This is a genomic window from Bacillus mesophilum (assembly GCF_008923265.1).
In the GTDB taxonomy this organism is placed as follows: Bacteria; Bacillota; Bacilli; order Bacillales; family Cytobacillaceae; genus Cytobacillus; species Cytobacillus mesophilum.
Genome location: NZ_WBOT01000013.1, coordinates 1 through 26390, shown reverse-complemented (window position 1 = coordinate 26390; position 26390 = coordinate 1). Strand labels below are relative to the sequence as shown.

The following is a 26390-nucleotide window of genomic DNA, read 5'->3' as shown; positions in this document are numbered from 1 at the left end:
TGTCTCTTCACCCCTTTAAACGAGTAATTCATAAGGATTCTCCAGGATTTGCTTCAATTCTGTTAAAAAGGCAGCTGCCGGAGCACCGTCTATTGCTCTATGGTCAAAGGACAAACTAACTGCCATCATTGATCTGACTTCTATGGATCCATCTACAACAATAGGTTTCTCGTGAATTCGGCCGACACCTAAGATGGCTATTTCAGGTAAATTTATGATTGGAGTAAATGCATCGATTGCATACATTCCCAGATTGCTAATTGTAAAGGTAGCGCCTGTTAAGTTTTCAGATGTAAGCTGATTGCTTCTGGCTAATTTTCCAAGCTGCTTCGATTGTTTAACGATTTCAGCAAGTCCTTTATGAGCAGCATCATGAATGACCGGAACAATCAGTCCGTCTTCGATCGCCACAGCTACTCCAATGTTTACTGAGCTGTGCTGAATAATTTCATCTCCATCAATCGAAACATTCATTTGCGGATGGCGGGTCATCGCACTTCCTAACGCTTTAACCAGGATATCTGTATAAGTGATCCGCAAATCCGTTTGCTTTTCAATAATTGGAAGCAGTGACTGGCGCAGCTCTTTTATATTTGTCATATCAATTTCAGATGTTAACGTGACATGCGGCACGCTCTGTACACTATGCAGCATTCTTTTAGAAATAACCTTTCTAATTCCGGACATTTTGCGGCGTGTACTTGTCACAGCAGTCTGTGATTCTGCCGATGTCAGCATAATATCCTGCTTTGTAATTTTCCCATTACTTCCTGTGCCCTTTAAAGTGCTTATGTCAATCTCATGCTCTTTAGCCATTTTATTAGCAAGTGGAGTAATTTTCACTTGCTCTGCATCTAAATTCAAATAGTCCAGCAAATCCTGCTGCTGAATTCTGCCATTAGGACCGCTACCTTGAATAATCGACAGATTCATATCGTTTTCTTTTGCTATCCTTCTGGCTGCTGGAGTAGCCCGAACTTTTTCTTCAGGTTTTGAAGATTGTTCCGCTGCAACAGACTGGGATTGTTCAATCTCTTCATCACTTTCATTATGTTCTGATACTGATTGACCTGGAGAAGAGTCTGGCACCTGCTCATCAGCTTCACCAATATAGCCAATGACTTGGTTAACAGGGACTTCATCATCCTGCTTAAAATACTTTTTTAATAATATTCCTTCTTCGTAAGCTTCTACTTCTATCTCAATTTTATCTGTTAATATTTCAAAAAGCGGTTCTCCAATTTCTACTGGATCTCCTTCTTCTTTAAACCATTGAATGAGGGTGCCAACTGACATGGTGCTGCTCAATTTTGGCATGAAAATTTCTTTAGCCATCATGTACGCTCCTTATTATTTTCTCACAGTCTTTTTCACCGCAGCGATAATATCTGGTACTTGCGGAATAGCAGCCTTTTCCAGATTTGGATTATAAGGAATTGGCACTTCCTTTCCGCCAAGACGGATAATAGGTGCGTCTAAATAATCAAAAGCTTCACTTTCTGCTATCACTCCGACAATTTCTCCACCGATTCCGCCACGTTTTACAGCTTCATGCACGACAATAAGTTTGCCGGTCTTTTTAACAGATTGTATGATCGTCTCCTTATCCAGCGGAACAATCGTACGAGGATCAATCACCTCTGCATTGATGCCTTCTTTTGCAAGTTCTTCCGCTGCTTCCAATGCTTTATGAACCATGATAGCGGTTGCAACAATGGTTACATCAGTTCCTTCTCTTTTAATATCTGCTTTCCCTAATTCAATTTTGTAAGATTCTTCAGGAACATTAGAGCTAGTTTTATAGAGTAATTTATGTTCGTAGAAAATAACTGGGTTATCATCATCCATAGCTGCTTTTAATAACCCTTTTGCATCATACGCAGTAGAAGGCTGAACTACCTTTAAGCCTGGAATATGAGCCATCCATGCTTCTAAGCTCTGTGAATGCTGTGCCGCTGCACCTGTTCCCGAACCTGCAGGAGTCCTTAATACCATTGGCACTTTGCCTTTGCCGCCAAACATATATCGTGTTTTAGCTGCCTGATTGACAATCTGATCCATTGCTATTGTAATAAAGTCAGAGAACTGCAATTCCAGAATTGGTCTCATGCCTGTAAGAGCAGAACCGACCGCTGCGCCTGCGATGGCTGCTTCTGAAATCGGTGTATTTCTAACCCGTTCTGGACCAAATTCTTCAATCATCCCTCTTGTTACACCAAAGGCTCCACCATAAACACCAATATCTTCTCCAAGTATAAAGACATCTTCATTTGCCCTCATTTCCTGGCTCATTGCTTCTCGAACGGCTTCTAAATACGTTATTTCTCTTGTGGTCATCTCTATTAACCTCCCAAAAATGATTATGCAAATACATCTTCCTCTAATCGTTCAATAGACGGCTCTGGACTGTTTGCAGCAAATTCTACAGCTTCCTCAATAGAAGTCTTTGCCTCTTCCTGCAGCTGTTTTGCTTCTTCTTCCGTTAGAACTTCTGCGTCGATTAAGGCATCCTTAAAGCGTTTGATGCCATCTTTTGCTCTCCACTCATTTTCTTCTTCTCTCGTACGGTATTTTTTCGCATCACTCTTTGAATGACCTTTCCATCGATACGTCTTCATTTCAATTAATGTAGGTCCGTTGCCACCTCGTGCATGTTCAACAGCTTCATGAACAGTATTCATAATTGCAAACATATCTAATCCATCGACAATCTTGCCTGGTATTCCATAACCTTCACTGCGCGATGCAATATGCTCAATTTTCGTCATCTCTTTTACTGAACCTGACATGCCGTATTGGTTATTTTCACAAATAAAGATAACAGGGAGATTCCAGATTGCTGCTAAATTCAATGATTCATGAAAACTGCCTTCATTCGTTGCTCCATCACCAAAGAAGCAGAGAACAACATAATTTTCATTTTTCATTTTTGAAGTTAAGGCCGCACCCACAGCCAATGGAATACCTCCGCCAACAATTCCATTGGCACCCAAGTTCCCCTTCTCAACATCAGCTATATGCATGGATCCGCCTTTTCCTTTGCAGTAGCCTGTTTCTCTTCCGAATAACTCAGCCATCATTTTATTGATATCACCGTCTTTGGAGATGCAATGTCCATGTCCCCGGTGGGTGCTTACAATCTTATCCTTTTCGCCTATAACTGCGATGGATCCGGCAGCAGAAGCCTCCTGACCCACACAAAGGTGAGTAGTTCCGTGGATCATTCCTTTTGCAAAAAACTGGTCAACCTTCTCATCAAAATAACGTATAGTCCACATTTCTTTATATAAATCTTTTAATTTTTCCTCAGTAATCATGCTGGGAATCTCTAGATTTTTAAGCATTTCGTCTTCCTCCTTATCATTTGTTCATACCAGTTACATTTGTAATTATCATAGCACACATTTTACAAATGATCAATAATAGAACATTTGTAAAAAAGCAAAAAAAAATACCCTTAAATAAGAAGGACTATTCATGCTTCTTGTTAAGGGATTTTAGATAAAATTGAGAATTTTAAATTACACTTGCTGTATTCATATCAAGCTTTTTCTGCATTTCCTTTTTGATCATCTTAATAGCGTTGGTTGCTACTTCCTGGTACTTTTCTTTGCCGGACCAGTTTATTTGGTGGATGCTTTCCCCGACAAAATGCTGGTCCTTTTTAAACATTGAGAAAATCGTAAGACCTGATAAAATTCTAAACTCAGAAATCTCACCATCTTTATTTGCAACAATAATACAAACCTGGCCGCCTTTAAATTTTCTTTGATTCATTCCTACTCCAAGGTACCCTTCGCTATATTCTTTTCCAAGCTTTCTAACTGTACTTTGGTAATATTTGATATGGATCATACTGGTGATAAATTGCATGACTGCAATAAAGACGACGATGATCAATAACTCTTTCATTTACAAGTTTCCTCCCATCAATAGTTCTTTACTTCAGATAAAGCAGGTATAATTCTTCTTGCCAGGATATTTGGCGAATTGGCAAAGTTTCCAATCGTTGACCCAGCGATATGAGGAGTAATTGTAATATTATCTAACTCCAAGTATGGATGATCCTTTGGCAATGGTTCTATATCAAATACATCAACTGCTGCGCCAGCTATTCTTTTTTCTCTTAAAGCAGAGATCAGATCTGTTTCGCTTATTAAACCTGAACGTGCACTGTTAATAACAATCGCACTCTTCTTCATTTTCTCAAAGTGATTTTTATTCAGCATATGTTTTGTTTTCTCTGTCAGCCTATAATGCATCGTAATAATATCAGCGCTCTTGACAAGTGTGTCTAAGTCGACCTGAGAATCCTCTGTGTCACCAGTAAAATAGTCATCAAAGAAGATAATATTCGCCCCAAAAGGTCGCAGAAGATTTGCCACTCGCTGCCCAATGGCTCCATAACCAATGATTCCGACCGTTGAGCCGCTAATTTCAGGTGAGAGGACTCCGGCAGAATAATTTTTTTCCCAGATGCCCTTCTTCAAATAATCGTGCCCTCTCGCAATGTTTCTAATCTCAGATAGAATTAATCCAACCGTAAATTCCGAGACACTTGTATTACTTCTGCCTGGTGTATTAAAAACATCAATTCCTTTACTTTCTGCATATTTGTAATTCACATTCTCAATGCCTGCCCGAAGAACACCCAGAACCTTTATACTTTTGCACTTATCAAGAGTATCTCTTCCTATTGGTGCAAACTGCGTGATGATGATATCATAATCCTCAATACCTTCTAAAATATCATCCGGCAATGCCACCGCACTGCTGCCTTCTTGTTCGAGTTTAATATTATCCTTTTGCAGTGCTTCAAGATCCTTATGAAGCCACTCTTTTACCGTTACTTCAACTCCGAGATCTGTCAGCTCTTTCAGGCCTTTGATCATCATCTCTTTCGTAATAAATAAATCCGCGATTGCTAAGCATTTCATTTAACCCACTCCCATTCTATTTCTGGTCTAGCCTATTCCTGGAGCATAACCGAGATTCTGAATTTTCCTTTTTGACTGGCCAGCTCAAATGCCTTTTGGATTTGTGATAAAGGTACTTTCTCTTCAATTAAATTGGAAACATCAATTCGTCTCTCGCTAAGCATTTTCCCTGCATTAATAAAATCTGTTAGCTCAGAACCAAAAGTTCCGATTAACTCAAGGTTTTTATAATGAATAGCATTAGAGTCAATTTCCAAGCCTGGTGCCGGATATCCCGCGGCATAAAAAAGTATTCTTCCGTGTTGTGCTTTAACCATTTCAATGGCTTGCTGATTTGCTGAAGTCGTCCCGGCAGATACAATAACAGCATCCACTCCTCTTCCTTCAGTAAGTCTCTTAATTTCTTCAACAGCGTCACAGTTGCCTGCATCGATCATTTCAAAGCCCATACGGCGTCCGATCTCGAGCTTTTTCTCTCCTCTGCTGGAAACAAAGACTTTTGCACCCATTGCTTTGGCTGCAGCTGCGTTTAAAAGACCCATTGTTCCTCCGCCAATAACCGCAATGGTGTCATAACCTCCCCGAAGGCGAAGCTTATTTAATCCATGCAGTACAGATCCAAGCGGCTCCACAAACCCAGCCTCTGAAGCTGATAATGCTGAATCCATTTTTACAAAGCTTTTTTCGTTTCGTATAAAATAATCAGCAAAACCAAATATGCCGTAATAGTCTTCTGAGTAATTTTTGCCAAAGATTTTCTTGTTCTGGCAAATCGTAATCATGCCAGCTATACAGTTTTCACACGTCCCGCAGTAATCATATAAAACGCTAACCCGATCTCCTGCCTTGAATTTCTTTACATCTTCACCAACCGAAACAACGATACCTGAACATTCATGCCCTCCAGCCATCGGATATCCCTGATGCTCCCTTAAGCCTTGCCATTGCTGATAATCTGTAGTACATATGTTACATGCTTCTTGCTTTACCAGCAGTTCATTTGGCAATAGCTCTCTTAGTTCTCCTTCTTTAATCACTGCCTGCCCTTTTTCCATTAAAGCTCCGAATTTAAAGGTTGCTGGAATCATTTTTTCCTCCTTGAAATGATATAAAGTTAAAAAGAGGGAATTTTTTGGTCTTCCCCCTTTGTTTTTCTTTTATAAAAAGAACGAGAAACCGTATGCAATGACGACCGCTAAAGGACCAGTAATAACACGTGAGAAAAGGATGGATGGAACCCCAACACTAATGGTTTCTGCCTTCGCTTCTCCAAGTGTTAAACCAACTGGCGCAAAGTCACAGCCAACTTGAGCATTGATCGCAAACAAAGCTGGCAATGCATATGCAGCCGGAATGTTACCGCTTGCAATTTCATTCCCAATTAAGACACCAATAACAGCTCCAATAACTGCACCTGGCGCTAACATAGGTGAAAGGAAGGGCAGGCCGCCAATTAGCCCTAATAACAATAACCCGCCAATGCTGCCCGCTAAAGGTGTTAAGACATCCGCAATGATATTGCCTATACCTGTATAGTTAATGATTCCGATCAAAGCTGCTACAAAGGCCATAAATGGAAGGATATTTTTTAACACAGTATCAATCGTGTCTCTTCCCGATTGGTACATGATATTCATAAACTGTCCTGCACCGCGTCCAATAACATCGATCAGCTTCATAAATGGATTTAGCTTTGCTGCCGGCTCTGCCTGAACTTTGGAGGCAGATGGCTTTGCCGCTGGCTCTTCCTCTATTTCCTCAGCTGAACTTGCTGCTACCTGTGATTCCCCTTCTTCTCCAGCTATTGAAACATCATTCACTGACACCCCAGATAGGAAAATATCTTCTGTCATAAATTTGGCCAGAGGTCCAGATGGACTCATCACTTTCACATTAATTGTAGGTACTCTAAGGCGCGGATAAGTCCCACAGCGGGCTGTACCGCCACAGTCAATCACCGCACACAGTGTTTCCTCTTTATCTACTGGATTTTTAAAAGAGTCCACTGCAATTGCTCCTGTTAAATCTGCTATTTTCTGAGCTACAGGATGAATTCCCCCTCCTGTTACACTAATAACATATTTCTTTTCCTCATCTGGCTTCAGAATAAGTGAAGTTCCCCAACCATGCGTACCCCTTTTAACTTGAACTGTTTTATATTTAGCCATTTCATCTCGCCCCCTTTGTTCGTTTATGCAGCGGCACCGCGTTTGGCTGCTTCTTGTCTTTTCATTTGGAACTCAGTAATTTTCTCTGTCACGATTCCCCTGACTAAGCAAACAATTAAACCAACTACCAGGTACCATAATGCCAGCTCACTTTGATTGCCGACCTGAGCAAATCCCTGTGCAATGCCAAGGAATATAAATAGTTCAGCTGCATTAGCATGTGGGAATAGCCCTGTAATTGGATGTACAAATGATACGGCAGAATCATAAAATGCCGGCTTCTGTTTTTCTGGCAAAAACTTTCCAAACGTATAACACATCGGATTTGTTAAGAAAAATACGGAGAATAGTGGAATCAATGTATATCGGAAAATAGTAAACTTTGCAATCGCTCTCATAAATCCAAAAATTCTTTCTTCCCCTACGATTTTTATAAAAGCATTAACAACAGTGATCAGCACAATTAAGAGTGGAATGATTCCTGTGATAAAGCCCATAAATACTTCTGCACCTTCTTGAAACATTCCGATAAAGCCATCAGCTAAGTTTATAAAGAAATCCACTAGCGTTCCCTCCTATACAAGGATTATTTTTTAAAGATAATGCTGTCTTCCTCTTGAATTTCAGGATAGACTGCTGGAGAAACTAATATCGCCCCCGGCAGCAATTCCATCGACTCATCATCATTAAAGTAAATAGACAAGTGGCCCAGCTCTTCAAAGTTTTTATTAGCAAGACTGCCAACCTTACTAATCTGATAAACTTGACTTCCTACCTCCAGTACCCCCCCTTCCACAATAGCTCCATTAGGATTTTCATCAACCTCGTGTATGACGGATATATCTTTTAATTCAGGAGGAGCTTCTGGACCAAATAAAATTAATAGGTTTTCTTCCTTAAAATCAGGAACGATCTCACCAATTTGTTTCACTACTGTTCTAAGCATAATAAAGACTCATCCTTTCAAATTCTTTCTTCCTAATATCCAAATATTATGAATATTTTTGGTAGTTTTCCAGCTTGTATAATAATCAGATTAATATCTTAGTTATAGACTGGCTGGTTTCTGTATTGGCAAAAACCTCGTCCTGAAGCTTGCGAAGCTTCCAGACTGTCGTGTTTTCATCCAGCTCAATATCATCGGCCGTTAAGAACGTTCCCGCTTTAATATCTCTTTTGGCAACTGTATTTCCTGCAATTAACCCGATGGGAATGTGAGCATTCTGTTTCATTTCTGAATGAGTTTCTAACACTCCGCGGATACAGTAACCGCCAATGCCATCTAATCTCTCTCCAGCTTTAATCTCTTTTTTAGAAACTGCTACTGTTTCTGAAACCGGAGCGCCCATTGGTGCAATGGCATATTCCTGATTTAAGACAGCCTTGGCAATTGTGATAGGTGTCTCTAAGCTTGCCAGGTGATAAGGGCGATATAGAATATGATGATCACGGTCTCCCTTTTTCATTAAATAATTCATTTCATGTGCAACTGCCTGATTTTGGCCTTTCACAATGACAAACACTCCAGGAGCTAAACCATCAACATATTCCACAACACCATGCTGACTTAAAATGCCTCCATTGCTTTTTACATCCAAATCACTGATAACTGAATCTAAATCACCTGAAATTCCATGCATGCCAACTACATCTGGAACAAAGCCAATTGCATTTGATAATAAATTCATCTCTGCCATTGTTTTCGTTCCATCCTGAAAAGCTGCAAGCATATGGGCCGCCATCTTGTTTCTCTTTGCTTCTTCCCTTGTACTATCCGGGTTTGCAGAAATTTTCAGTTTATTATTTTTCCCTTTTCCTGCCACTAAGACTTCCATGCCCATTGTTTTGGCGAATTCGTAAAGTTCAAAGGTTGCTGCCGGTTCATCCCCATCTGACCCTGTATAAATGAGGCCTGCTGAATCATACAGCTTTTTCATTAATGGGCCAATGGTGATATCAACTTCAACATTTAATAACACAAGCTGTTTCTTAGCAAGAAGACATTCCAGTGATATTTTTGCACCAACCTCAGGAACACCTGTTGCATCTACAATTACTTCGATATCCTCTGACTGAATCACATCTTTGAAGTTTGAAGAAATGATTACCTCCTGTTTTTTATGAAGGTTATACGCATCCCTTGCTCTGGCTGCTGCCTCTACATTTATATCACTTATGCCTGTAACTTCCATCCCAGGGATTTGAGCAATTTGTGAGATCATACCAAAACCCATTTGCCCTGCTCCAATGACGCCAACCTTAATCGGATTTCCGTCTTTCTCTCTTTCTAAAAGCTGTCTATATAGACTCATTTTTACTCCCTCCCGCCTTTCTGAACATTTGATCAAACACTGAACATATTTCCTTTGATTAAAAAAATAACATTGTAAGCGCTTTAAGTCAAGAAGTTACTTTTCTTTTTTTCGACAATTGCGATAATTTTTAGTAAAATTCTTTTTGTTCAGATATAGAAATAAATTTCAAAGGGTGAGTTGGTTGAATTGGGAAGAGCGCAAGGAAATTGTGAAGATTGCAATATATTATTATTACCAAAACCTAACACAGGAACAAATAGCGAAGAAATTAAATGTTTCACGGCCAGCAATATCCAGAAGTTTACAAAAAGCGAAGGATTATGGAATTATCAACTTCTACATTAAAGATGAAAGTTTTCAAATTGTTAATCTGCAGAGCTCTTTAGAAGAAAAATATGGCCTAGATAAAGTGATCATCGCTCCTGCCTATCACTTGAGCGAACATGAAGTATTCAATCTCGTCGTCAAAGAAGCAGTCCATTATCTAAAAGATGCCTTGAAATCTGTCAGTACTGTTGGGGTATCATGGGGAAATACACTGAGCACGCTTGTTAGGGAATTTCCATTTGAAGAAATCAAACATCTTACACTTTTGCCGCTAATCGGGGGGATTAGCAAGATGCATATTGAATTACATTCCAATCAGATATGCTATGACTTAATGAAGAAACTATATTGTAATAGTAATTTTTTAAATGCTCCAGCACTTGCAGAAAACACTTTAATTAAAAACGCCTTTTATGATAGCCCGCCTATTTTAGAAGTCCTGGAAGCTGGCAAAAATGTAGATATGGCGATTCTGGGGGTTGCAAGTCCATACTCAAGTGATAACCTGATGAGAAAGATTGGTTATACAGGTAACCGGGATTTAAAAGAATTTGAAACATTAAATGTTGTTGGGGATATTAATTCCCGTTTCTTTAACAGAGAGGGGAAAGAAGTGGATTGCAGAATTAATAACAATGTCATTGGAGTAAGCTTAGAAGATATTAAAAACATACCGAATATTGTACTGATCGCCAGCGGAGTGCAAAAAAGTGAAGCTGTTCTAACTGCGGTTAAAGCTGGTTATGCTCATACATTAATCATTGATGAAAAAATAGGCAATTATTTAATGGATAATAACTGATGCTCACTTTTTTGGAAGCGTTACCATATCTATAATAAACAAAAGGCTGTTTTCAATTAAAAACAGCCTTTCAGTTATTGCCTTTAATCTTTTTATAAGCTTCTTTCGTTTCATTTAAATATTTTACAAGCCGATAAGGTTTTGTGAAAACTCTTCTAGGCAAGGCTTCAATTAATTTAATCCGATCGTCATTTTTATATTCTTCAGACATTCTCGAAGGCTTAGAAACAACTCTTTTATACACTTCTTTATATAATTCTCTCTTAAAGTCCAGGTCCATTTCATTAGTACGCTTACATTTCTCGCATTGTACCCGATGCAGTTTTCCATTCAGATAACTTACATGATGGATTGTTTCATCCAAACATTTAGAGCAAAAAAGGTAAGTATCTATTTCTGTAAACTTCATACTTCGCCTCTCCTTTAGAAGTGCTTGTTTTACCCTATTTTACGAAAAAGTGTTTAAACTTAAAAGGAATTTTTATAAATATTTCTCAATCTATGTTATGTAAAACATCGTTAAATGTTTTATTAATATTCTTATACCGCAAACATATTTAAAGAAAACTTCCGGCAGGCACGGCCGAAAACCGAAGAAAGAGGCTTAGATACTTAGGTAATATTACTGCGTACATTGAGTATAGCTCTATGCTGTTCAATTGTCATTTCCGATTATATAAATATGAATAAACCCCGCAAATGCGGGGCTTTCTTTTCAGTTATCTTGACTGTTCAGGCTCCGGATGAAATTTTGATTTTACCGGCTGGCCGCCTGTTTTTTCATAGTTTTTCTTTGACTTCTTTATGATATCAAAATCCCGTCCAAGCTCCAAATCGGCATTATTGATTCCGTTGCGCGTCTTTTGTTCCGGATTGTTTTGCTTTGAGCGTTTTTTGACCATTTTTAGTCACCTCTTAATGGGGATTGATAATCATTTTATTTTGAAGCTGCTGCAGTTGGAGTCTCATACGGTGCAGCTGTTCCCGCTGCTGAGAATTTGCGCTATGTGCCAGCTGACTTAAATCATTATAGGCATTCTCAAGCGCTTCAAGGGCATTTGAATATCCGTCATCATTATAATGTTCTTGTAGACGGCCATCCTGGAGCTGTTCGCCAGCGAAACGAATCGCATCTTCACATTGCTGTAAAAGCATATCAACAGATTCACGGGTTGCCATTCTGTTCTCCTCCTCAAGTCATTGCTCTGAAGCGTGTGCTTCATTCATTATTGTGTGCAATACGATGACTTCTTACTTACAGTTTCAAAAAGTATAAATTAGCAGTGATGAATTGCATACGAAGCGTGATATAGTAATGGGACAGCATTCCCAATCACACCCAGCTCGTTTGCCAATCCTCAGATTTACGTTTCGAAGTTGCTTCCAATTGCATTGGATAACCTGTTTACTTCATGATAAGATTATTCGTATGTTTATATAAAAAGCAGTTTGCTGCAGCGATTTCGGCATGGGAGAACTTGTAATGGCTCCTGTTTTCATTAATCGGACAGATCAGCAATAGGAGGTATTTTTCATATGATTGGAAATCCCTTTCCATATGCTACTGATGATAAAAGGTATCATACATGGAATTACCATTTACGCAATGAATTTGGACATAAAGTGTTTAAAATTGCCTTAGACGGAGGTTTTGACTGCCCAAACCGTGATGGCACTGTGGCATTTGGAGGCTGCACCTTCTGCAGCGCTGCAGGCTCAGGGGATTTTGCCGGAAATCGGGCAGATGATCTCTCAAAGCAATTTCATGATATAAAAGCAAAGATGCACCATAAATGGAAAGACGGCAAATACCTTGCTTATTTCCAGGCATTTACGAATACTCATGCACCAGTTGCTGTGTTAAGAGATATGTACGAGCGGGTGCTGCAAGAAGAAGGGGTTGTCGGCCTATCTATTGCTACACGACCAGACTGCCTTCCAGACGATGTTGTTGAATATTTGGCAGAGCTGAATGAAAGAACGTATCTTTGGGTTGAGCTTGGACTGCAAACCGTCCATGAAAAAACAGCTGCCATTATTAATCGAGCCCACGACTATGCCTGTTATGTAGAAGGTGTAGAAAAGCTAAGAAAACATGGCATACATGTATGTTCACATATCATTAATGGCCTGCCGCTGGAATCAGCTGAAATGATGATGCAAACAGCACGTGAAGTTTCCAAACTGGATGTGCAAGGAATTAAAATTCACTTACTTCATCTTTTAAAGGGTACTCCAATGGTTAAACAATATGAAAAAGGATTACTGCAATTTTTAAGCCAGGACGATTACGTAAGCTTAGTTTGTGATCAATTAGAAATTTTACCGCCAGAAATGATTGTTCATCGCATTACAGGAGATGGACCGATCGATTTAATGATTGGCCCAATGTGGAGTGTAAACAAATGGTCGGTATTAAATGCGATTGATGCTGAATTAAAACGAAGAAACAGCTGGCAGGGAAAATACTTCGATACAGCTGGTCTGGAGGTAAAGGCATGAAGCTTGAAAGAGTGCTGCCATTTGCACGACAATTGCTGGAGCAAGCCATTTCCCCTGGAGATATTGCCATTGATGCAACATTAGGAAATGGGCATGATACCTTATTTCTCGCACGGTTAGTTGGTGATTCAGGAAGAGTATATGGATTTGATATTCAGGATGACGCTTTGCTCTCTACAAAGACACAGTTGATGCAGCATGAATTATCTGATCGTGTTACGCTATTTCATAGCGGGCATGAAAACCTATCAAGCTCTATACCGCCAATCCATTACGGAAAGGTTACAGGAGCCGTTTTTAATCTCGGCTATTTGCCTGGAGGAGATAAGTCCATTGTTACTCGGCCAGATACCACGATCTCAGCCATTGAACAGCTGCTTGACATGCTCGCCCCGGAGGGAATCATTGTACTTGTTATTTACCATGGACATCCAGAAGGAGCCGTTGAACGCGATTATTTACTGCGCTATGTCAAACAAATTGATCAAGCAAGAGCCAATGTATTGCAGTATCAATTTTTAAATCAAAAGAACCATCCTCCATTTATTGTAGCCATTGAAAAGAAAAATGATTTAAGCTAACTCTTCTAAAAAGGCAATCCGCTTACCGGATTGCCTTTTATATTGGATCTATTGGTTACGCACAGGTTTTAAATTTTGAAGAGGCAGCCACTTTTGCAGGGTGCGATAAATTCTTCCATTCCAATAAAAGAAATAGCTTACCATTCCGCCTGTTTTAATCATATTTTTTGCTACTCTTTTAATAGTGATGTCCTTACGAACCTTATCGTCCGATAAATACACACCAAGCAGCCCTCTATTAATAAGATGATGAAACTTGCTGTGCGGAAGCAGGCTTGTCTGCTTGTCCGCCTCTTGCACAAAATGCCTTAAACGATTAAAAAGCATTTGTTCACTTTCATAATAAAAACAAAAGTTTAAATCTCCACCTGCACGATCTTCCTCTTGATCAATGAGATAATCAAGCAAAATATGCAGTCCTTGAATATATGGAAAATACCCTTCTCTTATATGATCTGCATATTGCGGAAGAAAATCCTCTCTCAGTGCATAAGATACTAGACAAAAGATCCCCAATGTAGATCCTGAGCAAGCTGAAAACTCATACCATTCCATGTGTGGTATTTGTTCTTTATTCTGGCTGAACCACTTTTGAAGACGAGGAACCCTTTCGTCTGGTGTCACGTGCTTATGTATTTGCAGATCACAATAATATCTGCATAATTCAAGCAAATACTTCTCGATATTGTCATAATTCTTTAGTTTGCCCAGTGCATCTCTGCAAGAGGCAACAAGAGCTTCTAAATACCCCCCATCATTTTGATCATCCCGAAAACGATAATATTGATTTCTAGGAGCAGAATCTAATGTCAGGGCATCTTTCATCGCATCGTGTAAGGCAGAAAAATCAGCCGGATCAAGTGAAGTGCTGCGGTCGCATAAGTTATCCAAATAATCACTGATGGTCTGATAGGCTACAATAAATTGAATGGCATCTTTATAATTGTCCGCTGCAATCAATGCCATTATTGATCCGCCTTCACAATGAAACGTTTTGCTTTCTATACTAGCCAAAGCCTGCGTGCGCAGTTCATGATTCGGAATGGCTTCCGCACGTATTTTCCATTTTTTAAGCTCAGCATGAACTTCAGGAAATATTTTTCTGTATACTTTTGCCATTAAGCTAATGGGCATGGAAGGTACACTCATGATTCTCCCCCTTCTTTAATTAAATAATATAACCAATCGCTTTCAGCTGACTTTCCACAAAGTCTTTTGCGTATTCAAATACTTCTTCTCTTCCTTCTTCATTAAAAATCTCATGATAATAGTTTGGCCATTCTTTAAAACGCTGTTCAGATAAAGGGGCCTTATTAAACCAATCTCTTACAAGCGTTTTATTCACAATTAGGTCGTCCCCTCCCTGCATAAGGAGAAGGGGAACATTCTGGGTTTTTTCAATCTTTTCAAAGGCAGTTTTCATCGCTGAAACCAGTTCTCTATACCACCTTACAGAAACCTTTTGTATATATAAAGAATCATTTTGATCTGCTTCTCTGACATCTGGATTGCTTGTTGCCATTTCAACAGTAATGCCTGAGCTAATCCTCATTCCAGGAATTACCTTGTTTAAAATAACTGAAGCAAATTGAATCATTTTCGGTGTTTGACGAACCAGCCCTAAGCATGGAGAAGATAAAATAACTCCTGCTAAATCAGTTTTTTGCTCTTGAATCAGCCGGATAGCAATAAGACCGCCCATACTATGCCCTAAAAGAAAAACAGGCAAATCAAATTGATATGCAGCATCAACCCACTGTTCTACTTCATTTATATATTCATCAAAGGAGTCAATATGCCCTCTTCCTGATCTTGTCGTTAACCCTTGCCCAGGCAGATCTCCCATGATGACATGAAAACCAGATATGCGCCATTTTTCTATCAGCCAGCCATAACGGCCATGATGTTCCATCGCACCATGAATCATGACAATCACAGCTTTTGCAACTCCTTCGGCTTCCCATCTCCACATCTGCAATTCCTCCCCGGACTACTTCTTTCTTACCTATTATAGCTTAGAAGCTTTCTTACTTCACGATTAAACCTATCTCGATAGTTTAAGCCTTCATGCAGTCTCATTTTAATCATTGTGATAAAATATGGGCAAGACATTAAATGAAAGGCAGGTCTAAAGATGATCTATCCTTATCAGGAAAAATATCCAAAAATCCATGCTTCAGTCTATTTAGCGGATAATACAATTATTACAGGCGACGTGATCATAGACGAATATTCCAGTGTGTGGTTTAATTCAGTTATTCGCGGTGATGTCTCCCCGACTATTATCGGAAAACGGGTGAATATCCAAGACAACTCTGTATTGCATCAAAGTCCAGGCAGTCCTTTAATTATTGAAGATGAAGCTACAATTGGACACAGTGTCATCCTCCATAGCTGTAAGATCCGAAAAAAGGCTTTAATTGGGATGGGATCGATTATATTAGATAATGCTGAAATTGGCGAAGGTGCATTTATAGGAGCAGGCAGCCTTGTACCACAAGGAAAAATAATCCCGCCGAACACACTAGCTTTTGGAAGACCAGCAAAAGTCATACGTGAACTAAACGAAGATGACCTTAAAGATATGGAGCGTATCACTAGAGAATATGCAGAAAAGGGACAATACTATAAATCATTGACGAAATAACTGCGCTATCCAGCGGCTTTTTTATGCTAAACACGTAAATTGAGCAATAAACCTTGAAGGCATACGCTCTCAAGGTTTATTACATCTAATAAAGAAACTTTATCATATAGTTACCCCAAAATTTTCAAATTTATCCCTAATTACTTCTGTGATTGTGTTCACATTTATTGAAAGAAACCGATATTAAATAAAAGACCTCTAAAAAGGATTGTTCTACAAAGGCGGTGATGCGGAATGGGTTTATTGATAGGATCTTTGCTTATTTTGATCATAATGAGCATTCTTGTCCTATTGGCAAGAAGGTCCCGTTCACGTTTATATAAACCATCTCTATTTATTTTATTTCTAATCGCTGCAACGGTTATTTCCTCTCTTGCAGGAAAGCAAAAGATTGTATTAGCAATGGAAAATTTCAGAAATTGGCTGGATGGACCTGTACTATCTTCTGCATCATTGGAGACTGAGAAGGAAGAGCCTTTCATCATAAAATTGAAAGAGAAGATTTTAATTGATGTGGCAGCACTCAATCAGTTTCCACAGCTTCCCCGCGGCTGCGAGGTAACTAGTCTCGCCATGTTGCTTACACATGCTGGGGTAAAAGCAGACAAGCTTACACTGGCAAAAGAAGTAACAAAGACGGATGTCCCTTATATAAATAAGAATGGACAAATTTCATTTGGCCATCCAAATGATGGATTTGTCGGTGATATGTATTCATATGACAATCCTGGATTTGGCGTATATCATAAGCCAATCAAAAAATTAGCGGAACAGTATTTGCCTGGAAGAATTATGGATTTAACCGGTTCCGACTTTACGGAATTGAAAATCCATTTATCCGATAATCGCCCTGTATGGGTGATCACGAATACAACGTATCAAAAGCTCTCTAAGAACATGTTTGAAACTTGGCAGACACCCAGCGGAAAAATTGATATTACCTATAAAGAGCACTCTGTTCTTTTAACAGGCTACGATCAATCATATGTCTATTTTAACGATCCGCTAACTGGTGAAAAAAATAAAAAAGCGCCGATTGATTCGTTTGCAGAAGCTTGGGTTCAAATGGGCAGCCAAGCAATCACCTATTTATCGGAATAACAAAAAGCCTGGGCATATGCCCAGGCTTTTTCTTAATGCTGCATCTGTTTAGCTTTTAGCGCTTCTTCTTCAAACGAGTATTTCTTTTCAATATAGACTGCATGCCAAACCATAAACATAAGCACTGTCCATATTTTACGGCTGTAATCTGCTTTATTTTGGCAATGATCTTCAAGAAGCCTTAAAACATAATCCTTTTGAATTAAATGATCTGTTTGGCTTTCACGAATGATATTTTTCGCCCATTCATTCATTTCATTTTTTAGCCAGTGACGAATTGGAACTGGGAATCCAAGCTTTTTCCTGTTCAAGACGTGATCAGGCACAACACCTTCAGCAGCTTTACGTAGAATATATTTAGTCGTGCCATTCGCCGTTTTTAAGCTGGTCGGAATAGTTGAAGCCACTTTAAACACTTCTTTATCAAGGAAAGGCACACGAAGTTCAAGAGAATGTGCCATTGTCATTTTATCTGCTTTAAGAAGAATATCTCCGCGCATCCAAGTATGAATATCAATATACTGCATCGTATCAACTGGGTCATAACCGCGGCTTTCCGCATAAAGCGACTTTGTGATGTCTGTATATTTCAAACCATCGTTATACACATGAAGGAGATTTTTCTTTTCCTGTTCTGTAAACATCTTGGCATTTCCAATATAGCGCTCTTCCATTGGCGTTACGCCGCGTTCAATAAAGCTTTTACCTTTCATGCCCTCTGGCATCATTTTTGCTATTAAACGCAAAAACGATTTTCCGACCGCAGGAATTTTGTTGAACATTTCTAGCGATTGAGGCTCTCGGTAAATATTATATCCGCCAAATAATTCGTCTGCACCTTCACCAGACAGCACAACAGTAACGTGCTTTCGTGCTTCACGCGAAACAAAATAAAGCGGTACACATGCTGGATCTGCAAGCGGATCATCCATATGCCACATAATCTTTGGCACTTCATTCATATACTCTTCCGGCGTAATAATATAGCTGATATTCTCAACACCGAGCTTTTCAGCCGTTTCCTGTGCCACATCTACCTCACTAAAGCCGTTGTGCTCAAAACCAACTGAGAACGTTTTAATGGATGGATGATATTCTTTAGCAATGGACGCAATAATAGAAGAATCTATACCGCCCGATAAGAAGGAGCCAACCGGCACATCACTTCTCATATGCATTTTAACTGAATCGAACATTACATCTTTTATTTCTTTAATAAAATCTGTTTCTGATTTTTGAACAGGGTGGAAGGATGCTTTCCAATAACGCTTAATCTCCATCTTTTCGCCCATTTTTTTCGTGAAATAATGGCCAGGTTCAAGCTTATGGATACCATCTGTCATCGTAAACGGTTCAGGCACAAATTGATAGGTTAAATAATGCTGAAGCGATTCATAGTTAATAACATCATTTTGCTGAGCCAGCATAATACTCTTCTTTTCAGAAGCAAAGAATGTTTTCTCTCCATCATCAAAATAGAAGAACGGCTTGATGCCAAAAGGATCACGCGCGCCATATAAACGTTCTTCCTGCTTATCCCAAATAACAAATGAAAACATGCCGCGAAGCTTTTCAACAGCCTTTTCCTTATAATAACTGAACAGCGCAATGATCACTTCCGTGTCGGAATGCGTTTCAAATGTCAGTCCCTCTTGAATTAACTCTTCACGGAGTTCTACATAGTTATAAATCTCTCCATTGAAAATAATCCAGTAGCGTTCATTCTCATATGTTAGGGGCTGATGGCCGCTTTCAATATCAATAATACTCAGTCTGCGGAAACCGAACTGAACATAATCATCGTAATAATAGCCAGAATCATCTGGACCTCTATGTGTAATCACATTGTTCATTTTAGTAAATTGTTCTTTAGCTTCATCACGGATTTGCTGTGCCTGATTATGCACGCAACCTATAAAACCACACATGTATGTAGCACCCACTTATCTTTTCAGTCTTTAAACTTTCAACACAAATACCTTCTAATACTACCACTAAATAGCTGAAAATGGCACTATCTAATGTATTAAATTCGTGTTACTTTCATTGGAAATGGAAGGAAATCAGGAAGTTGTATCATTCATAGCTTTGACGATTTACGAAAAGGATAATCATCTGCCGTTACACCTATATACATTTGACGTAAAAAGATGTGAAAATGTTTCATTAATTATGGTTTGTGGCTGCGATGACTTAATTTAGGATTTGGTCGAGTGTTAAAATGTAAAATTCGCTGGTAGAGGCCTTTTGCGCGACACTATTTTCCGGTTTCTGGATTACAGAGGGGCGTTTCTCCCTTTTGCGCGACACTATTTTCCTATTTCTAGATTATAGAGGGGTGTTTCTTCCTTTTGCGCGACATCATTTTCCTGTTTCTGGATTATACAGGCGTGTTTCTACCTTTTCCGCGACCCTTTTTCCTGTTTTTGGGTTATAGGGGTGTATTTCTCCCTTTTCCGCGACACTTTTTTCCTGTTTTTGGATTATACAGGTGTATTTCCGCCTTTTCCGCGACACCTTTTTCCTGTTTTTGGGTTATACGGGTGTATTTCTCTATCTTTACACTCTGTTTCCCTTTTTCTAGATTATAAAGACTTGCGTATCAACCTCTTACGCTCTTCTTTTTCCTTTCCTCATTTCAAAGGAAAGGCATCTCTCATCACCTTCATAGTCCTAAGCACTCTCCGAATCTCTCTCCACAATAAAAAAGCTAACCATCGGCATGTAAACCAATGATTAGCTTCTTTCGCTAATTGCTATCTGTTATGACTGAAGTGCTTCAGCACGAAGAGCGTCAGCTTTGTCAGTGCGCTCCCATGGAAGATCTAAGTCTGTACGGCCAAAGTGTCCGTATGCAGCAGTCTGCTTGTAGATTGGACGGCGCAGATCAAGCATATTAATAATGCCTGCTGGGCGCAAGTCAAAGTTGTTTCGTACAACATCAACAAGAACATCCTCAGATACCTTGCCAGTTCCAAAGGTGTCTACAGAAATGGATACAGGCTGTGCTACACCAATTGCGTATGCAAGCTGAACTTCAACTTTATCAGCTAATCCAGCTGCTACAAGGTTCTTAGCAACATAACGAGCAGCATAAGCGGCAGAACGGTCCACTTTAGTTGGATCCTTGCCAGAGAATGCGCCGCCGCCATGGCGTGCATAGCCGCCGTACGTATCAACAATAATCTTACGTCCGGTTAAGCCAGCGTCCCCTTGAGGTCCGCCGATTACGAAACGGCCAGTAGGATTAATGAAATATTTAGTGTTTTCGTCAATTAACTCACTTGGTACAACAGGGTTAATGACATATTCTTTTAAATTACGCTGAATTTGCTCTAATGTCACTTCAGGGTGGTGCTGAGTAGAAATAACAATTGTATCAATGCGAACTGGTTTGTTATTTTCGTCATACTCAACTGTTACCTGTGTTTTACCATCAGGGCGCAAGTAAGGAAGGATTTCCTCTTTGCGAACTTCTGTTAAGCGGCGTGATAATTTATGAGCCAATGAAATCGGAAGCGGCATAAGCTCCTTTGTTTCATTACAAGCAAATCCGAACATTAAACCTTGGTCTCCTGCTCCAATTGCTTCAATTTCTTCATCGCTCATCTGGCCTTCACGGGCTTCAAGAGCCTGATCAACACCCATAGCAATATCTGCTGACTGCTCATCAATTGATGTTAAAACAGAACATGTTTCAGCATCAAATCCATATTTCGCACGTGTATAGCCAATTTCTTTAACTGTTTCACGAACAATCTTTGGAATATCTACATATGTAGAAGTTGTAATTTCTCCAGCAACTAATACAAGCCCTGTTGTTACAGACGTTTCTGCAGCAACACGTGCATTTGCATCCTTTGAAAGAATAGCATCTAAAATAGCATCAGAAATCTGGTCACAAATTTTATCCGGATGACCTTCAGTTACTGATTCAGAAGTAAACAAACGGCGTTTTGTTGACATCTGGGTTCCTCCCTAACTTCAAATTGGCAAGATTATTGTATGACAATGAATCTTAAATTGATACGGAACTCATTCCCTTAGTAGTATGAAATAAACATGGCGATTTTATTATAATTGGTCGAAAATCAGCGGGTACAGAAAGTTAAATCCGCTTGATTCTGCCGCCATAAAAAAGCGTCTGACTGCAAAATAAAAAACCTTCCCACAAGTGAAAAGGTTGAAAGCAAATCAATTCGCGCCTTTCACTCTTATCGTTCAAGGACTAGATCCTTGCTTCAGGTTAGCACCTTTGCCTTATTTAAAAAATAAGCAGGTTGCTGGGTTTCATAGGGCCTGTCCCTCCACCAGCTCGGGATAAGAGAGTATCCGTTCAACTGTAAATATTAGCGCACAAGTCTAAAGGATGTCAATTTATTTTTCTAAACTAATTCTAATTCCTTATTAAACCAATCGGATTTATTACAAAGCACAGCTTCCATCATCACATTTTCGTCTGAAGAATTTATGTCTATTTTTAGCAACCATCATATAAATGGGCTTCCCAATAAGGGGCATGAGCGGGAGGTACATCAATAGACCGGGCACAAAAGCAGGCGGGCATTGTAGCATAATCAATCTTACGGCATAGAACCCCTTTAAAACTTTTCCACTGCCTGTAATCAGATGGATTTCTTTGCGCAATTCTTTTTGATTGAACCCTGTTTCCCCATTTGTTTTTTCATATTCCTGCAGAGAAACCCATTTTATTTTATCCAGCCAATCGAGCTTTTCGAAAAGACGTCTCGACTCCTTGCATAATGAACAAGTTCCATCATATAAAACGGTCATTTTCATTTTGATCAGCTCATTTCTCTGTTTTCTCTATTTTAACATTACCATTATAAGTATGTAAAAAAACATTCAGGGAGGGTTGCACATTTATTTAATTCTTTTTTCATAACACACACAAATAGTATAGACTATTCATATAAATGTGTTATACTATTTGAGAGATGTAATCACTTTCATACTTTGTACTACTAATTCTAAAAAAAGGAAGGTATTCATCAGATGAACTCTGTTAGCCTGTCGAACGGATTATCACAACTATTAAATTCCGAGCATACTCAAACTCAGCTTTCTGTCCCGCAGCTTGTTGAAAAAGTATTAAAAAGGGGCGAAGGTGTGTTAACCTCTACCGGCGCAGTTCGTGCCACTACTGGAACATATACAGGACGTTCCCCTAAAGATAAGTATATTGTTGAAGAAGCTTCAACGATTGATAAAATTGATTGGGGCCCTGTAAACCAGCCGATTTCTGAAGAAGCATTTTCCCGTTTATATGACAAAGTCCTGACTTATTTAAAAAATCAAGATGAAGTTTTTGCCTTTAAAGGATATGCAGGTGCAGATGCAAAACATCGCCTTCCCATTCAAGTAATCAATGAATACGCATGGCATAATTTGTTTGCACATCAGCTCTTTATCCGACCAGCCGCTGATGAGCTGCCGGGTCATAAGTCTGAATTTACTGTTATTTCAGCTCCAAACTTTAAAGCAGATCCTAAAATTGACGGCACAGGATCCGAAACTTTTATTATTATTTCATTTGAACGGCGCACGGTGCTGATTGGCGGAACAGAATATGCTGGAGAAATGAAAAAATCAATTTTTTCGGTTATGAATTATATACTTCCTGAAAACGGAATCCTCCCGATGCATTGCTCAGCCAATGTCGGAAGAGAAGGCGATGTTGCCTTATTTTTTGGATTATCCGGAACTGGGAAAACAACCTTATCAGCTGATAATAACCGCCGTTTAATTGGAGATGATGAGCACGGCTGGTCACCGAATGGCGTGTTTAATATTGAAGGCGGCTGCTATGCAAAATGCATTAATCTTGCAGCTGAAAAAGAGCCGCAGATTTTCAATGCCATCCGTTTTGGAGCAGTTCTTGAAAATGTTGCTCTGGACCATGAAACCAGAATAGCTGATTATGATGATAACACGCTGACAGAGAATACTAGAGCTGCCTATCAATTGCAGGCAATTAATAATATTGTTGATCCAAGTGTCGCAGGGCATCCAAATACAATTATCTTCCTGACTGCTGATGCGTTTGGCGTACTGCCTCCTATTTCTAAACTTACGAAAGAACAGGCCATGTATCATTTCTTGAGCGGCTATACGTCCAAGCTGGCTGGCACAGAGCGTGGCGTTACGTCACCGCAAGCTACATTCTCTACGTGCTTCGGTTCGCCATTCCTGCCGCTTCCTGCAGTACAATACGCTGAAATGCTCGGAAAAAAAATGGATGAACATAATACAAAGGTTTATTTGGTCAATACTGGCTGGACTGGCGGAGAATACGGTACTGGAAGCCGCATGAAGCTTGCCTATACAAGGGCAATGGTAGAAGCAGCCTTGGAAGGCGAATTAAACAATGTTGAAACCATCAAAAATGAAATCTTTGGCTTGGATGTTCCGCTTCATGTAACAGGCGTTCCAGATGAAGTACTTCAGCCTCACAAAACATGGCCAGACCAAGAAGCCTATAATAAAAAAGCAAAAGAACTTGCAGCCAAATTCCGCGACAACTTTAAAAAGTTTGATCATGTGGCACATGATATTATTGTAAAAGGCGGACCAACGGCATAAAGGAATTTACCGCTTCTAAAAGCGAAGACACAAGATTATTTACATGAATACTTCCGAATGAGAATAATAAAACAACCCCAATCCTTTGACGGATTGGGGTTGTTTTTAATTAGTGCTTTTTAAGGCAACAAGTTTGTAGGTAATCGTGGTCTGATTATCTTCAAGTGTCAATGTTTGAATGATGCCCGTTCCGCTCAGTTCACCGTCTTTTGTCTTCTTTACTTCAAGCGGAATGTCTAGCGGATAAAGGCGATAGCCGTCTTTTGTCAGCTTAAAATTGTTTTCATCTAATCTTTTCTCTTTCCCTTTTGTCACAATCATTGTATTTAACTCTAATGGCATTCCCATTATGATCGCTCCTCCATATTACTCATTTATGCTATTTTATCATGTCTGGGCTTGTTTTTTCATCCAGGCGGATAAGTCTTTGACTATTTTCCTGTTCATAGCTGGAGGGAAATAGTGTGTGTATTCTTTAAAATACCAGCTATCATAAGGTTTCTGAAGCTCCGTTAAACGCTTCTCAAGCCGATAAGAGTGTTCAATTGATACATTCTGATCTTTAACACCGTGAATGATTAATACAGGTGCTGTCACCTTCTCCAACTCGTATATAGGAGTTCTGGAACGGTATTCATCGGGAAATTTTGCTGGTGTTCCACCAATCACCCTTTTCATCATTCTGCGGAGGTCCTTGCGTTCCACATATGTCAGTGACATATCACTTACACCGCCCCAAGTAACAACAGATGCAGTCTGAGGAAATTGAATGGCTGTTAAAAGCGCCATTACACCGCCTCTTGAGAATCCAAAGACATGGACATTTTTCACGCGAGGGTGGGATTCTACTAATTCAAAGGCAGCAAAGGCGTCGCCCCTGTCTTCTCCTGCAAAATCCTCATTCCCTTCTCCCCCTTGATTTCCTCTATAAAAAGGGGCAAAAACAATAAATCCCTCTGACGCAAATTGGGTAATCCTTGATGGTCTTACTTTACCTACGTTTTTGATCCCGCCTCTTAGATAAAGAAACCCTTCATACTGTCCATCTCCTTTAGGCTCTGCCAGCAGGCCTTTCATCAGCAGCCCATCACCGTAAAAAGTGACGAGAAAGAGATCAACCTCTGGATGCGGCGATGGAAAACGAATTTTTGAATGCAAATGTTTCATGTACGTCAGCTCCGTCAGATAACAAATAATTTTTCTTTTATAGGCAATCACACATTCCGCCCTTATTCATACGATATTTTAGGCATTTACACCAAGTTAGTTTGTAAAGGAGGATTATTTACTTATGAAAAAATCTCTAAAAATCAGTTTCTCTATTTTGCTTATATTTGTACTTATTATTCCACTGGCAGCCTGCGGAAGCAGCGATCTGCAAAAAGTAAAAATTGGCGAGGTTACGCGCTCCATTTTTTATGCACCTCAATATGTCGCCATTGAAAAAGGCTTTTTTGAAGAAGAGGGGCTTGATATCGAGCTTACCACAACAGCAGGCGGAGATAAAACAATGACTGCTTTGCTCTCCGATAGTATTGATGTTGCACTTGTTGGTTCTGAAACTTCAATATATGTTGCAGCTCAGGGAGCGAATGATCCGGTCATAAATTTTGCACAGCTTACCCAAACAGACGGTACTTTTTTAGTTTCCCGTGAAAAAATTGATAATTTTTCTTGGGAAATGTTAGAAGGCAGCACCTTCCTTGGCCAGCGTAAAGGCGGTATGCCGCAAATGGCTGGTGAATTCACATTAAAAAAACATGGAATTGATCCGCACAATGATTTAAACCTTATCCAAAATATTGATTTTGCAAACATTGCACCTTCCTTTTCTTCGGGAACAGGAGAATTTGTTCAATTATTCGAACCAACTGCAAGTGTTTTTGAAAAAGAAGGCATCGGCCACATTGTAGCTTCGTTTGGGGTTGAATCAGGTCATTTGCCTTATACAACTTTCATGACAAAAGACAGTTATATGGAAGAAAACAATGAAATCGTGAAGAAATTTACAAGAGCAATCTATAAAGCACAGCAATGGGTAGATTCGCACAGTGCAAAGGAAATTGCTGAAGCCATTAGCGGATACTTTGAAGACACAGACACCGAAATTATTGAAATGGCAGTCGATCGCTATAAAAGTCAAGGTTCCTTTGCAACAGATCCGATCCTTGACGCAGAAGAATGGGATAACCTGCAGAATATTATGGACGAAGCAGGAGAACTCCCAAAAAGAATTGATTACGAAGAACTGGTCAACACCGAATTTGCAGAAGGTGTAATGGAATAAGAAAAGCGCAGGCGGCTTGCCCAGGAACGACAAGCTTAAGACGAAACAGGCGAAAGGTTGTCCTTTACCTTTTGACTGGGTCGGCTTAAGACCTCGAGTTCCTAGCCGCCGGAGCTAGAC

The 26390-nt window shown here is 39.6% G+C and carries 27 protein-coding genes and 1 riboswitch; of the genes, 7 read left to right on the top strand and 20 right to left on the bottom strand.

Features of this window, described 5'->3' with window-relative positions:
* Positions 1-15: 15 nt before the first annotated feature.
* From F7732_RS21530 to F7732_RS21485, 10 genes are all read right to left on the bottom strand, one after another.
* Positions 16-1335 carry a dihydrolipoamide acetyltransferase family protein gene (locus tag F7732_RS21530; RefSeq protein ID WP_151576082.1) on the bottom strand — a complete coding sequence of 440 codons (1320 nt, stop codon included), beginning with the start codon at positions 1333-1335 and terminating at the stop codon, positions 16-18.
* 15 nt (positions 1336-1350) lie between these two features.
* Positions 1351-2337 carry an alpha-ketoacid dehydrogenase subunit beta gene (locus F7732_RS21525; protein ID WP_151576081.1) on the bottom strand — a complete coding sequence of 329 codons (987 nt, stop codon included), beginning with the start codon at positions 2335-2337 and terminating at the stop codon, positions 1351-1353.
* A gap of 23 nt (positions 2338-2360) precedes the next feature.
* Positions 2361-3344, bottom strand: coding sequence for a pyruvate dehydrogenase (acetyl-transferring) E1 component subunit alpha (pdhA, locus tag F7732_RS21520; RefSeq protein ID WP_151576080.1), 984 nt, complete (start codon positions 3342-3344; stop codon positions 2361-2363).
* A 172-nt stretch (positions 3345-3516) separates the two neighbouring features.
* Positions 3517-3912 (bottom strand): transcriptional regulator GutM, encoded by a 396-nt coding sequence (locus tag F7732_RS21515; RefSeq protein ID WP_151576079.1) that lies wholly within the window; start codon positions 3910-3912, stop codon positions 3517-3519.
* A gap of 17 nt (positions 3913-3929) precedes the next feature.
* The gene (locus F7732_RS21510) at positions 3930-4937 is read right to left on the bottom strand and encodes a 2-hydroxyacid dehydrogenase (RefSeq protein ID WP_151576078.1); all 1008 of its coding nucleotides are present in this window, start codon (positions 4935-4937) and stop codon (positions 3930-3932) included.
* 32 nt (positions 4938-4969) lie between these two features.
* Positions 4970-6025 (bottom strand): zinc-dependent alcohol dehydrogenase, encoded by a 1056-nt coding sequence (locus tag F7732_RS21505; RefSeq protein ID WP_151576077.1) that lies wholly within the window; start codon positions 6023-6025, stop codon positions 4970-4972.
* Positions 6026-6094: 69 nt separating this feature from the next.
* Entirely contained in the window at positions 6095-7105 is a 1011-nt protein-coding gene (gene srlE, locus F7732_RS21500; RefSeq protein WP_151576076.1) for a PTS glucitol/sorbitol transporter subunit IIB, read from the bottom strand.
* Between the two features lie 23 nt (positions 7106-7128).
* Positions 7129-7668 (bottom strand): PTS glucitol/sorbitol transporter subunit IIC, encoded by a 540-nt coding sequence (gene srlA, locus F7732_RS21495; protein ID WP_066442917.1) that lies wholly within the window; start codon positions 7666-7668, stop codon positions 7129-7131.
* A gap of 23 nt (positions 7669-7691) precedes the next feature.
* Entirely contained in the window at positions 7692-8051 is a 360-nt protein-coding gene (locus tag F7732_RS21490; RefSeq protein ID WP_151576075.1) for a PTS glucitol/sorbitol transporter subunit IIA, read from the bottom strand.
* An 85-nt stretch (positions 8052-8136) separates the two neighbouring features.
* Positions 8137-9417 carry an NAD(P)H-dependent oxidoreductase gene (locus F7732_RS21485; RefSeq protein ID WP_151576074.1) on the bottom strand — a complete coding sequence of 427 codons (1281 nt, stop codon included), beginning with the start codon at positions 9415-9417 and terminating at the stop codon, positions 8137-8139.
* A gap of 184 nt (positions 9418-9601) precedes the next feature.
* Here F7732_RS21485 and F7732_RS21480 point away from each other — a divergent pair, with 184 nt between their 5' ends.
* Positions 9602-10549, top strand: a complete 948-nt coding sequence (locus F7732_RS21480) for a sugar-binding transcriptional regulator (protein WP_161598932.1) — start codon at positions 9602-9604, stop codon at positions 10547-10549.
* Positions 10550-10619: 70 nt separating this feature from the next.
* On the opposite strand, the gene F7732_RS21475 is transcribed toward F7732_RS21480, so the two are convergent.
* From F7732_RS21475 to F7732_RS21465, 3 genes are all read right to left on the bottom strand, one after another.
* Entirely contained in the window at positions 10620-10958 is a 339-nt protein-coding gene (locus F7732_RS21475) for a bh protein (protein WP_151576072.1), read from the bottom strand.
* A gap of 310 nt (positions 10959-11268) precedes the next feature.
* Positions 11269-11451: a glycogen biosynthesis protein GlgD gene (locus F7732_RS21470; protein WP_066442912.1), complete on the bottom strand. Its 183-nt coding sequence runs from the start codon at positions 11449-11451 to the stop codon at positions 11269-11271.
* Positions 11452-11464: 13 nt separating this feature from the next.
* Positions 11465-11728, bottom strand: coding sequence for a YtzC family protein (locus tag F7732_RS21465; RefSeq protein ID WP_151576071.1), 264 nt, complete (start codon positions 11726-11728; stop codon positions 11465-11467).
* A 357-nt stretch (positions 11729-12085) separates the two neighbouring features.
* Here F7732_RS21465 and mnmL point away from each other — a divergent pair, with 357 nt between their 5' ends.
* Positions 12086-13051 carry a tRNA modification radical SAM protein MnmL/YtqA gene (mnmL, locus tag F7732_RS21460; RefSeq protein WP_151576070.1) on the top strand — a complete coding sequence of 322 codons (966 nt, stop codon included), beginning with the start codon at positions 12086-12088 and terminating at the stop codon, positions 13049-13051.
* Positions 13048-13632 carry a tRNA 5-(aminomethyl)-2-thiouridylate-methyltransferase MnmM gene (gene mnmM / locus F7732_RS21455; protein WP_151576069.1) on the top strand — a complete coding sequence of 195 codons (585 nt, stop codon included), beginning with the start codon at positions 13048-13050 and terminating at the stop codon, positions 13630-13632. The genes mnmL and mnmM overlap by 4 nt, the downstream gene beginning before the upstream one ends.
* A gap of 48 nt (positions 13633-13680) precedes the next feature.
* Here mnmM and F7732_RS21450 read toward each other — a convergent pair whose 3' ends face one another.
* Both F7732_RS21450 and F7732_RS21445 read right to left on the bottom strand, forming a co-directional pair.
* A complete protein-coding gene (locus F7732_RS21450) occupies positions 13681-14781 on the bottom strand; it encodes a tetraprenyl-beta-curcumene synthase family protein (protein ID WP_151576068.1) in 1101 nt (366 codons plus the stop codon).
* A 19-nt stretch (positions 14782-14800) separates the two neighbouring features.
* Positions 14801-15604 carry an alpha/beta hydrolase gene (locus tag F7732_RS21445; protein ID WP_151576067.1) on the bottom strand — a complete coding sequence of 268 codons (804 nt, stop codon included), beginning with the start codon at positions 15602-15604 and terminating at the stop codon, positions 14801-14803.
* Between the two features lie 162 nt (positions 15605-15766).
* Between F7732_RS21445 and F7732_RS21440 the strand changes: the two genes are divergently transcribed.
* Both F7732_RS21440 and F7732_RS21435 read left to right on the top strand, forming a co-directional pair.
* A complete protein-coding gene (locus F7732_RS21440) occupies positions 15767-16279 on the top strand; it encodes a gamma carbonic anhydrase (RefSeq protein ID WP_151576066.1) in 513 nt (170 codons plus the stop codon).
* Between the two features lie 234 nt (positions 16280-16513).
* Positions 16514-17380 carry a C39 family peptidase gene (locus F7732_RS21435; RefSeq protein ID WP_192913074.1) on the top strand — a complete coding sequence of 289 codons (867 nt, stop codon included), beginning with the start codon at positions 16514-16516 and terminating at the stop codon, positions 17378-17380.
* Positions 17381-17412: 32 nt separating this feature from the next.
* On the opposite strand, the gene asnB is transcribed toward F7732_RS21435, so the two are convergent.
* The 3 genes from asnB to F7732_RS21420 all read right to left on the bottom strand — a co-directional run bounded on the left by asnB (position 17413) and on the right by F7732_RS21420 (position 22180).
* Positions 17413-19308, bottom strand: a complete 1896-nt coding sequence (gene asnB / locus F7732_RS21430; protein WP_066442904.1) for an asparagine synthase (glutamine-hydrolyzing) — start codon at positions 19306-19308, stop codon at positions 17413-17415.
* A gap of 835 nt (positions 19309-20143) precedes the next feature.
* Positions 20144-21346 carry a methionine adenosyltransferase gene (gene metK, locus F7732_RS21425; protein WP_151576065.1) on the bottom strand — a complete coding sequence of 401 codons (1203 nt, stop codon included), beginning with the start codon at positions 21344-21346 and terminating at the stop codon, positions 20144-20146.
* Positions 21347-21591: 245 nt separating this feature from the next.
* Positions 21592-21707, bottom strand: a riboswitch (SAM riboswitch).
* A 98-nt stretch (positions 21708-21805) separates the two neighbouring features.
* Positions 21806-22180, bottom strand: a complete 375-nt coding sequence (locus F7732_RS21420) for a thiol-disulfide oxidoreductase DCC family protein (protein ID WP_151576064.1) — start codon at positions 22178-22180, stop codon at positions 21806-21808.
* A gap of 216 nt (positions 22181-22396) precedes the next feature.
* Here F7732_RS21420 and pckA point away from each other — a divergent pair, with 216 nt between their 5' ends.
* Positions 22397-23983, top strand: a complete 1587-nt coding sequence (gene pckA / locus F7732_RS21415) for a phosphoenolpyruvate carboxykinase (ATP) (protein ID WP_151576063.1) — start codon at positions 22397-22399, stop codon at positions 23981-23983.
* A gap of 105 nt (positions 23984-24088) precedes the next feature.
* On the opposite strand, the gene F7732_RS21410 is transcribed toward pckA, so the two are convergent.
* Positions 24089-24331: a DUF2584 domain-containing protein gene (locus tag F7732_RS21410; RefSeq protein ID WP_151576062.1), complete on the bottom strand. Its 243-nt coding sequence runs from the start codon at positions 24329-24331 to the stop codon at positions 24089-24091.
* A gap of 39 nt (positions 24332-24370) precedes the next feature.
* On the bottom strand, positions 24371-25150 hold the full coding sequence (locus tag F7732_RS21405) for an alpha/beta hydrolase family protein (protein WP_151576061.1): 780 nt from the start codon (positions 25148-25150) through the stop codon (positions 24371-24373).
* 124 nt (positions 25151-25274) lie between these two features.
* On the opposite strand from F7732_RS21405, the gene F7732_RS21400 reads away from it, so the two are divergent.
* Complete coding sequence (locus tag F7732_RS21400) at positions 25275-26270, top strand: ABC transporter substrate-binding protein (RefSeq protein WP_151576060.1); 996 nt, start codon at positions 25275-25277, stop codon at positions 26268-26270.
* Positions 26271-26390 lie beyond the last annotated feature (120 nt).

What these genes read in the sequence shown, in the direction of transcription:
- F7732_RS21530 (WP_151576082.1), bottom strand. Translation starts at nt 1,335, where the DNA reads ATGGCTAAAGAAATTTTCATGCCAAAATTGAGCAGCACCATGTCAGTT.
- F7732_RS21525 (WP_151576081.1), bottom strand. Translation starts at nt 2,337, where the DNA reads ATGACCACAAGAGAAATAACGTATTTAGAAGCCGTTCGAGAAGCAATG.
- pdhA (WP_151576080.1), bottom strand. Translation starts at nt 3,344, where the DNA reads ATGCTTAAAAATCTAGAGATTCCCAGCATGATTACTGAGGAAAAATTA.
- F7732_RS21515 (WP_151576079.1), bottom strand. Translation starts at nt 3,912, where the DNA reads ATGAAAGAGTTATTGATCATCGTCGTCTTTATTGCAGTCATGCAATTT.
- F7732_RS21510 (WP_151576078.1), bottom strand. Translation starts at nt 4,937, where the DNA reads ATGAAATGCTTAGCAATCGCGGATTTATTTATTACGAAAGAGATGATG.
- F7732_RS21505 (WP_151576077.1), bottom strand. Translation starts at nt 6,025, where the DNA reads ATGATTCCAGCAACCTTTAAATTCGGAGCTTTAATGGAAAAAGGGCAG.
- srlE (WP_151576076.1), bottom strand. Translation starts at nt 7,105, where the DNA reads ATGGCTAAATATAAAACAGTTCAAGTTAAAAGGGGTACGCATGGTTGG.
- F7732_RS21490 (WP_151576075.1), bottom strand. Translation starts at nt 8,051, where the DNA reads ATGCTTAGAACAGTAGTGAAACAAATTGGTGAGATCGTTCCTGATTTT.
- F7732_RS21485 (WP_151576074.1), bottom strand. Translation starts at nt 9,417, where the DNA reads ATGAGTCTATATAGACAGCTTTTAGAAAGAGAGAAAGACGGAAATCCG.
- F7732_RS21475 (WP_151576072.1), bottom strand. Translation starts at nt 10,958, where the DNA reads ATGAAGTTTACAGAAATAGATACTTACCTTTTTTGCTCTAAATGTTTG.
- F7732_RS21470 (WP_066442912.1), bottom strand. Translation starts at nt 11,451, where the DNA reads ATGGTCAAAAAACGCTCAAAGCAAAACAATCCGGAACAAAAGACGCGC.
- F7732_RS21465 (WP_151576071.1), bottom strand. Translation starts at nt 11,728, where the DNA reads ATGGCAACCCGTGAATCTGTTGATATGCTTTTACAGCAATGTGAAGAT.
- mnmL (WP_151576070.1), top strand. Translation starts at nt 12,086, where the DNA reads ATGATTGGAAATCCCTTTCCATATGCTACTGATGATAAAAGGTATCAT.
- mnmM (WP_151576069.1), top strand. Translation starts at nt 13,048, where the DNA reads ATGAAGCTTGAAAGAGTGCTGCCATTTGCACGACAATTGCTGGAGCAA.
- F7732_RS21450 (WP_151576068.1), bottom strand. Translation starts at nt 14,781, where the DNA reads ATGAGTGTACCTTCCATGCCCATTAGCTTAATGGCAAAAGTATACAGA.
- F7732_RS21445 (WP_151576067.1), bottom strand. Translation starts at nt 15,604, where the DNA reads ATGTGGAGATGGGAAGCCGAAGGAGTTGCAAAAGCTGTGATTGTCATG.
- F7732_RS21440 (WP_151576066.1), top strand. Translation starts at nt 15,767, where the DNA reads ATGATCTATCCTTATCAGGAAAAATATCCAAAAATCCATGCTTCAGTC.
- F7732_RS21435 (WP_192913074.1), top strand. Translation starts at nt 16,514, where the DNA reads ATGGGTTTATTGATAGGATCTTTGCTTATTTTGATCATAATGAGCATT.
- asnB (WP_066442904.1), bottom strand. Translation starts at nt 19,308, where the DNA reads ATGTGTGGTTTTATAGGTTGCGTGCATAATCAGGCACAGCAAATCCGT.
- metK (WP_151576065.1), bottom strand. Translation starts at nt 21,346, where the DNA reads ATGTCAACAAAACGCCGTTTGTTTACTTCTGAATCAGTAACTGAAGGT.
- F7732_RS21420 (WP_151576064.1), bottom strand. Translation starts at nt 22,180, where the DNA reads ATGAAAATGACCGTTTTATATGATGGAACTTGTTCATTATGCAAGGAG.
- pckA (WP_151576063.1), top strand. Translation starts at nt 22,397, where the DNA reads ATGAACTCTGTTAGCCTGTCGAACGGATTATCACAACTATTAAATTCC.
- F7732_RS21410 (WP_151576062.1), bottom strand. Translation starts at nt 24,331, where the DNA reads ATGGGAATGCCATTAGAGTTAAATACAATGATTGTGACAAAAGGGAAA.
- F7732_RS21405 (WP_151576061.1), bottom strand. Translation starts at nt 25,150, where the DNA reads ATGAAACATTTGCATTCAAAAATTCGTTTTCCATCGCCGCATCCAGAG.
- F7732_RS21400 (WP_151576060.1), top strand. Translation starts at nt 25,275, where the DNA reads ATGAAAAAATCTCTAAAAATCAGTTTCTCTATTTTGCTTATATTTGTA.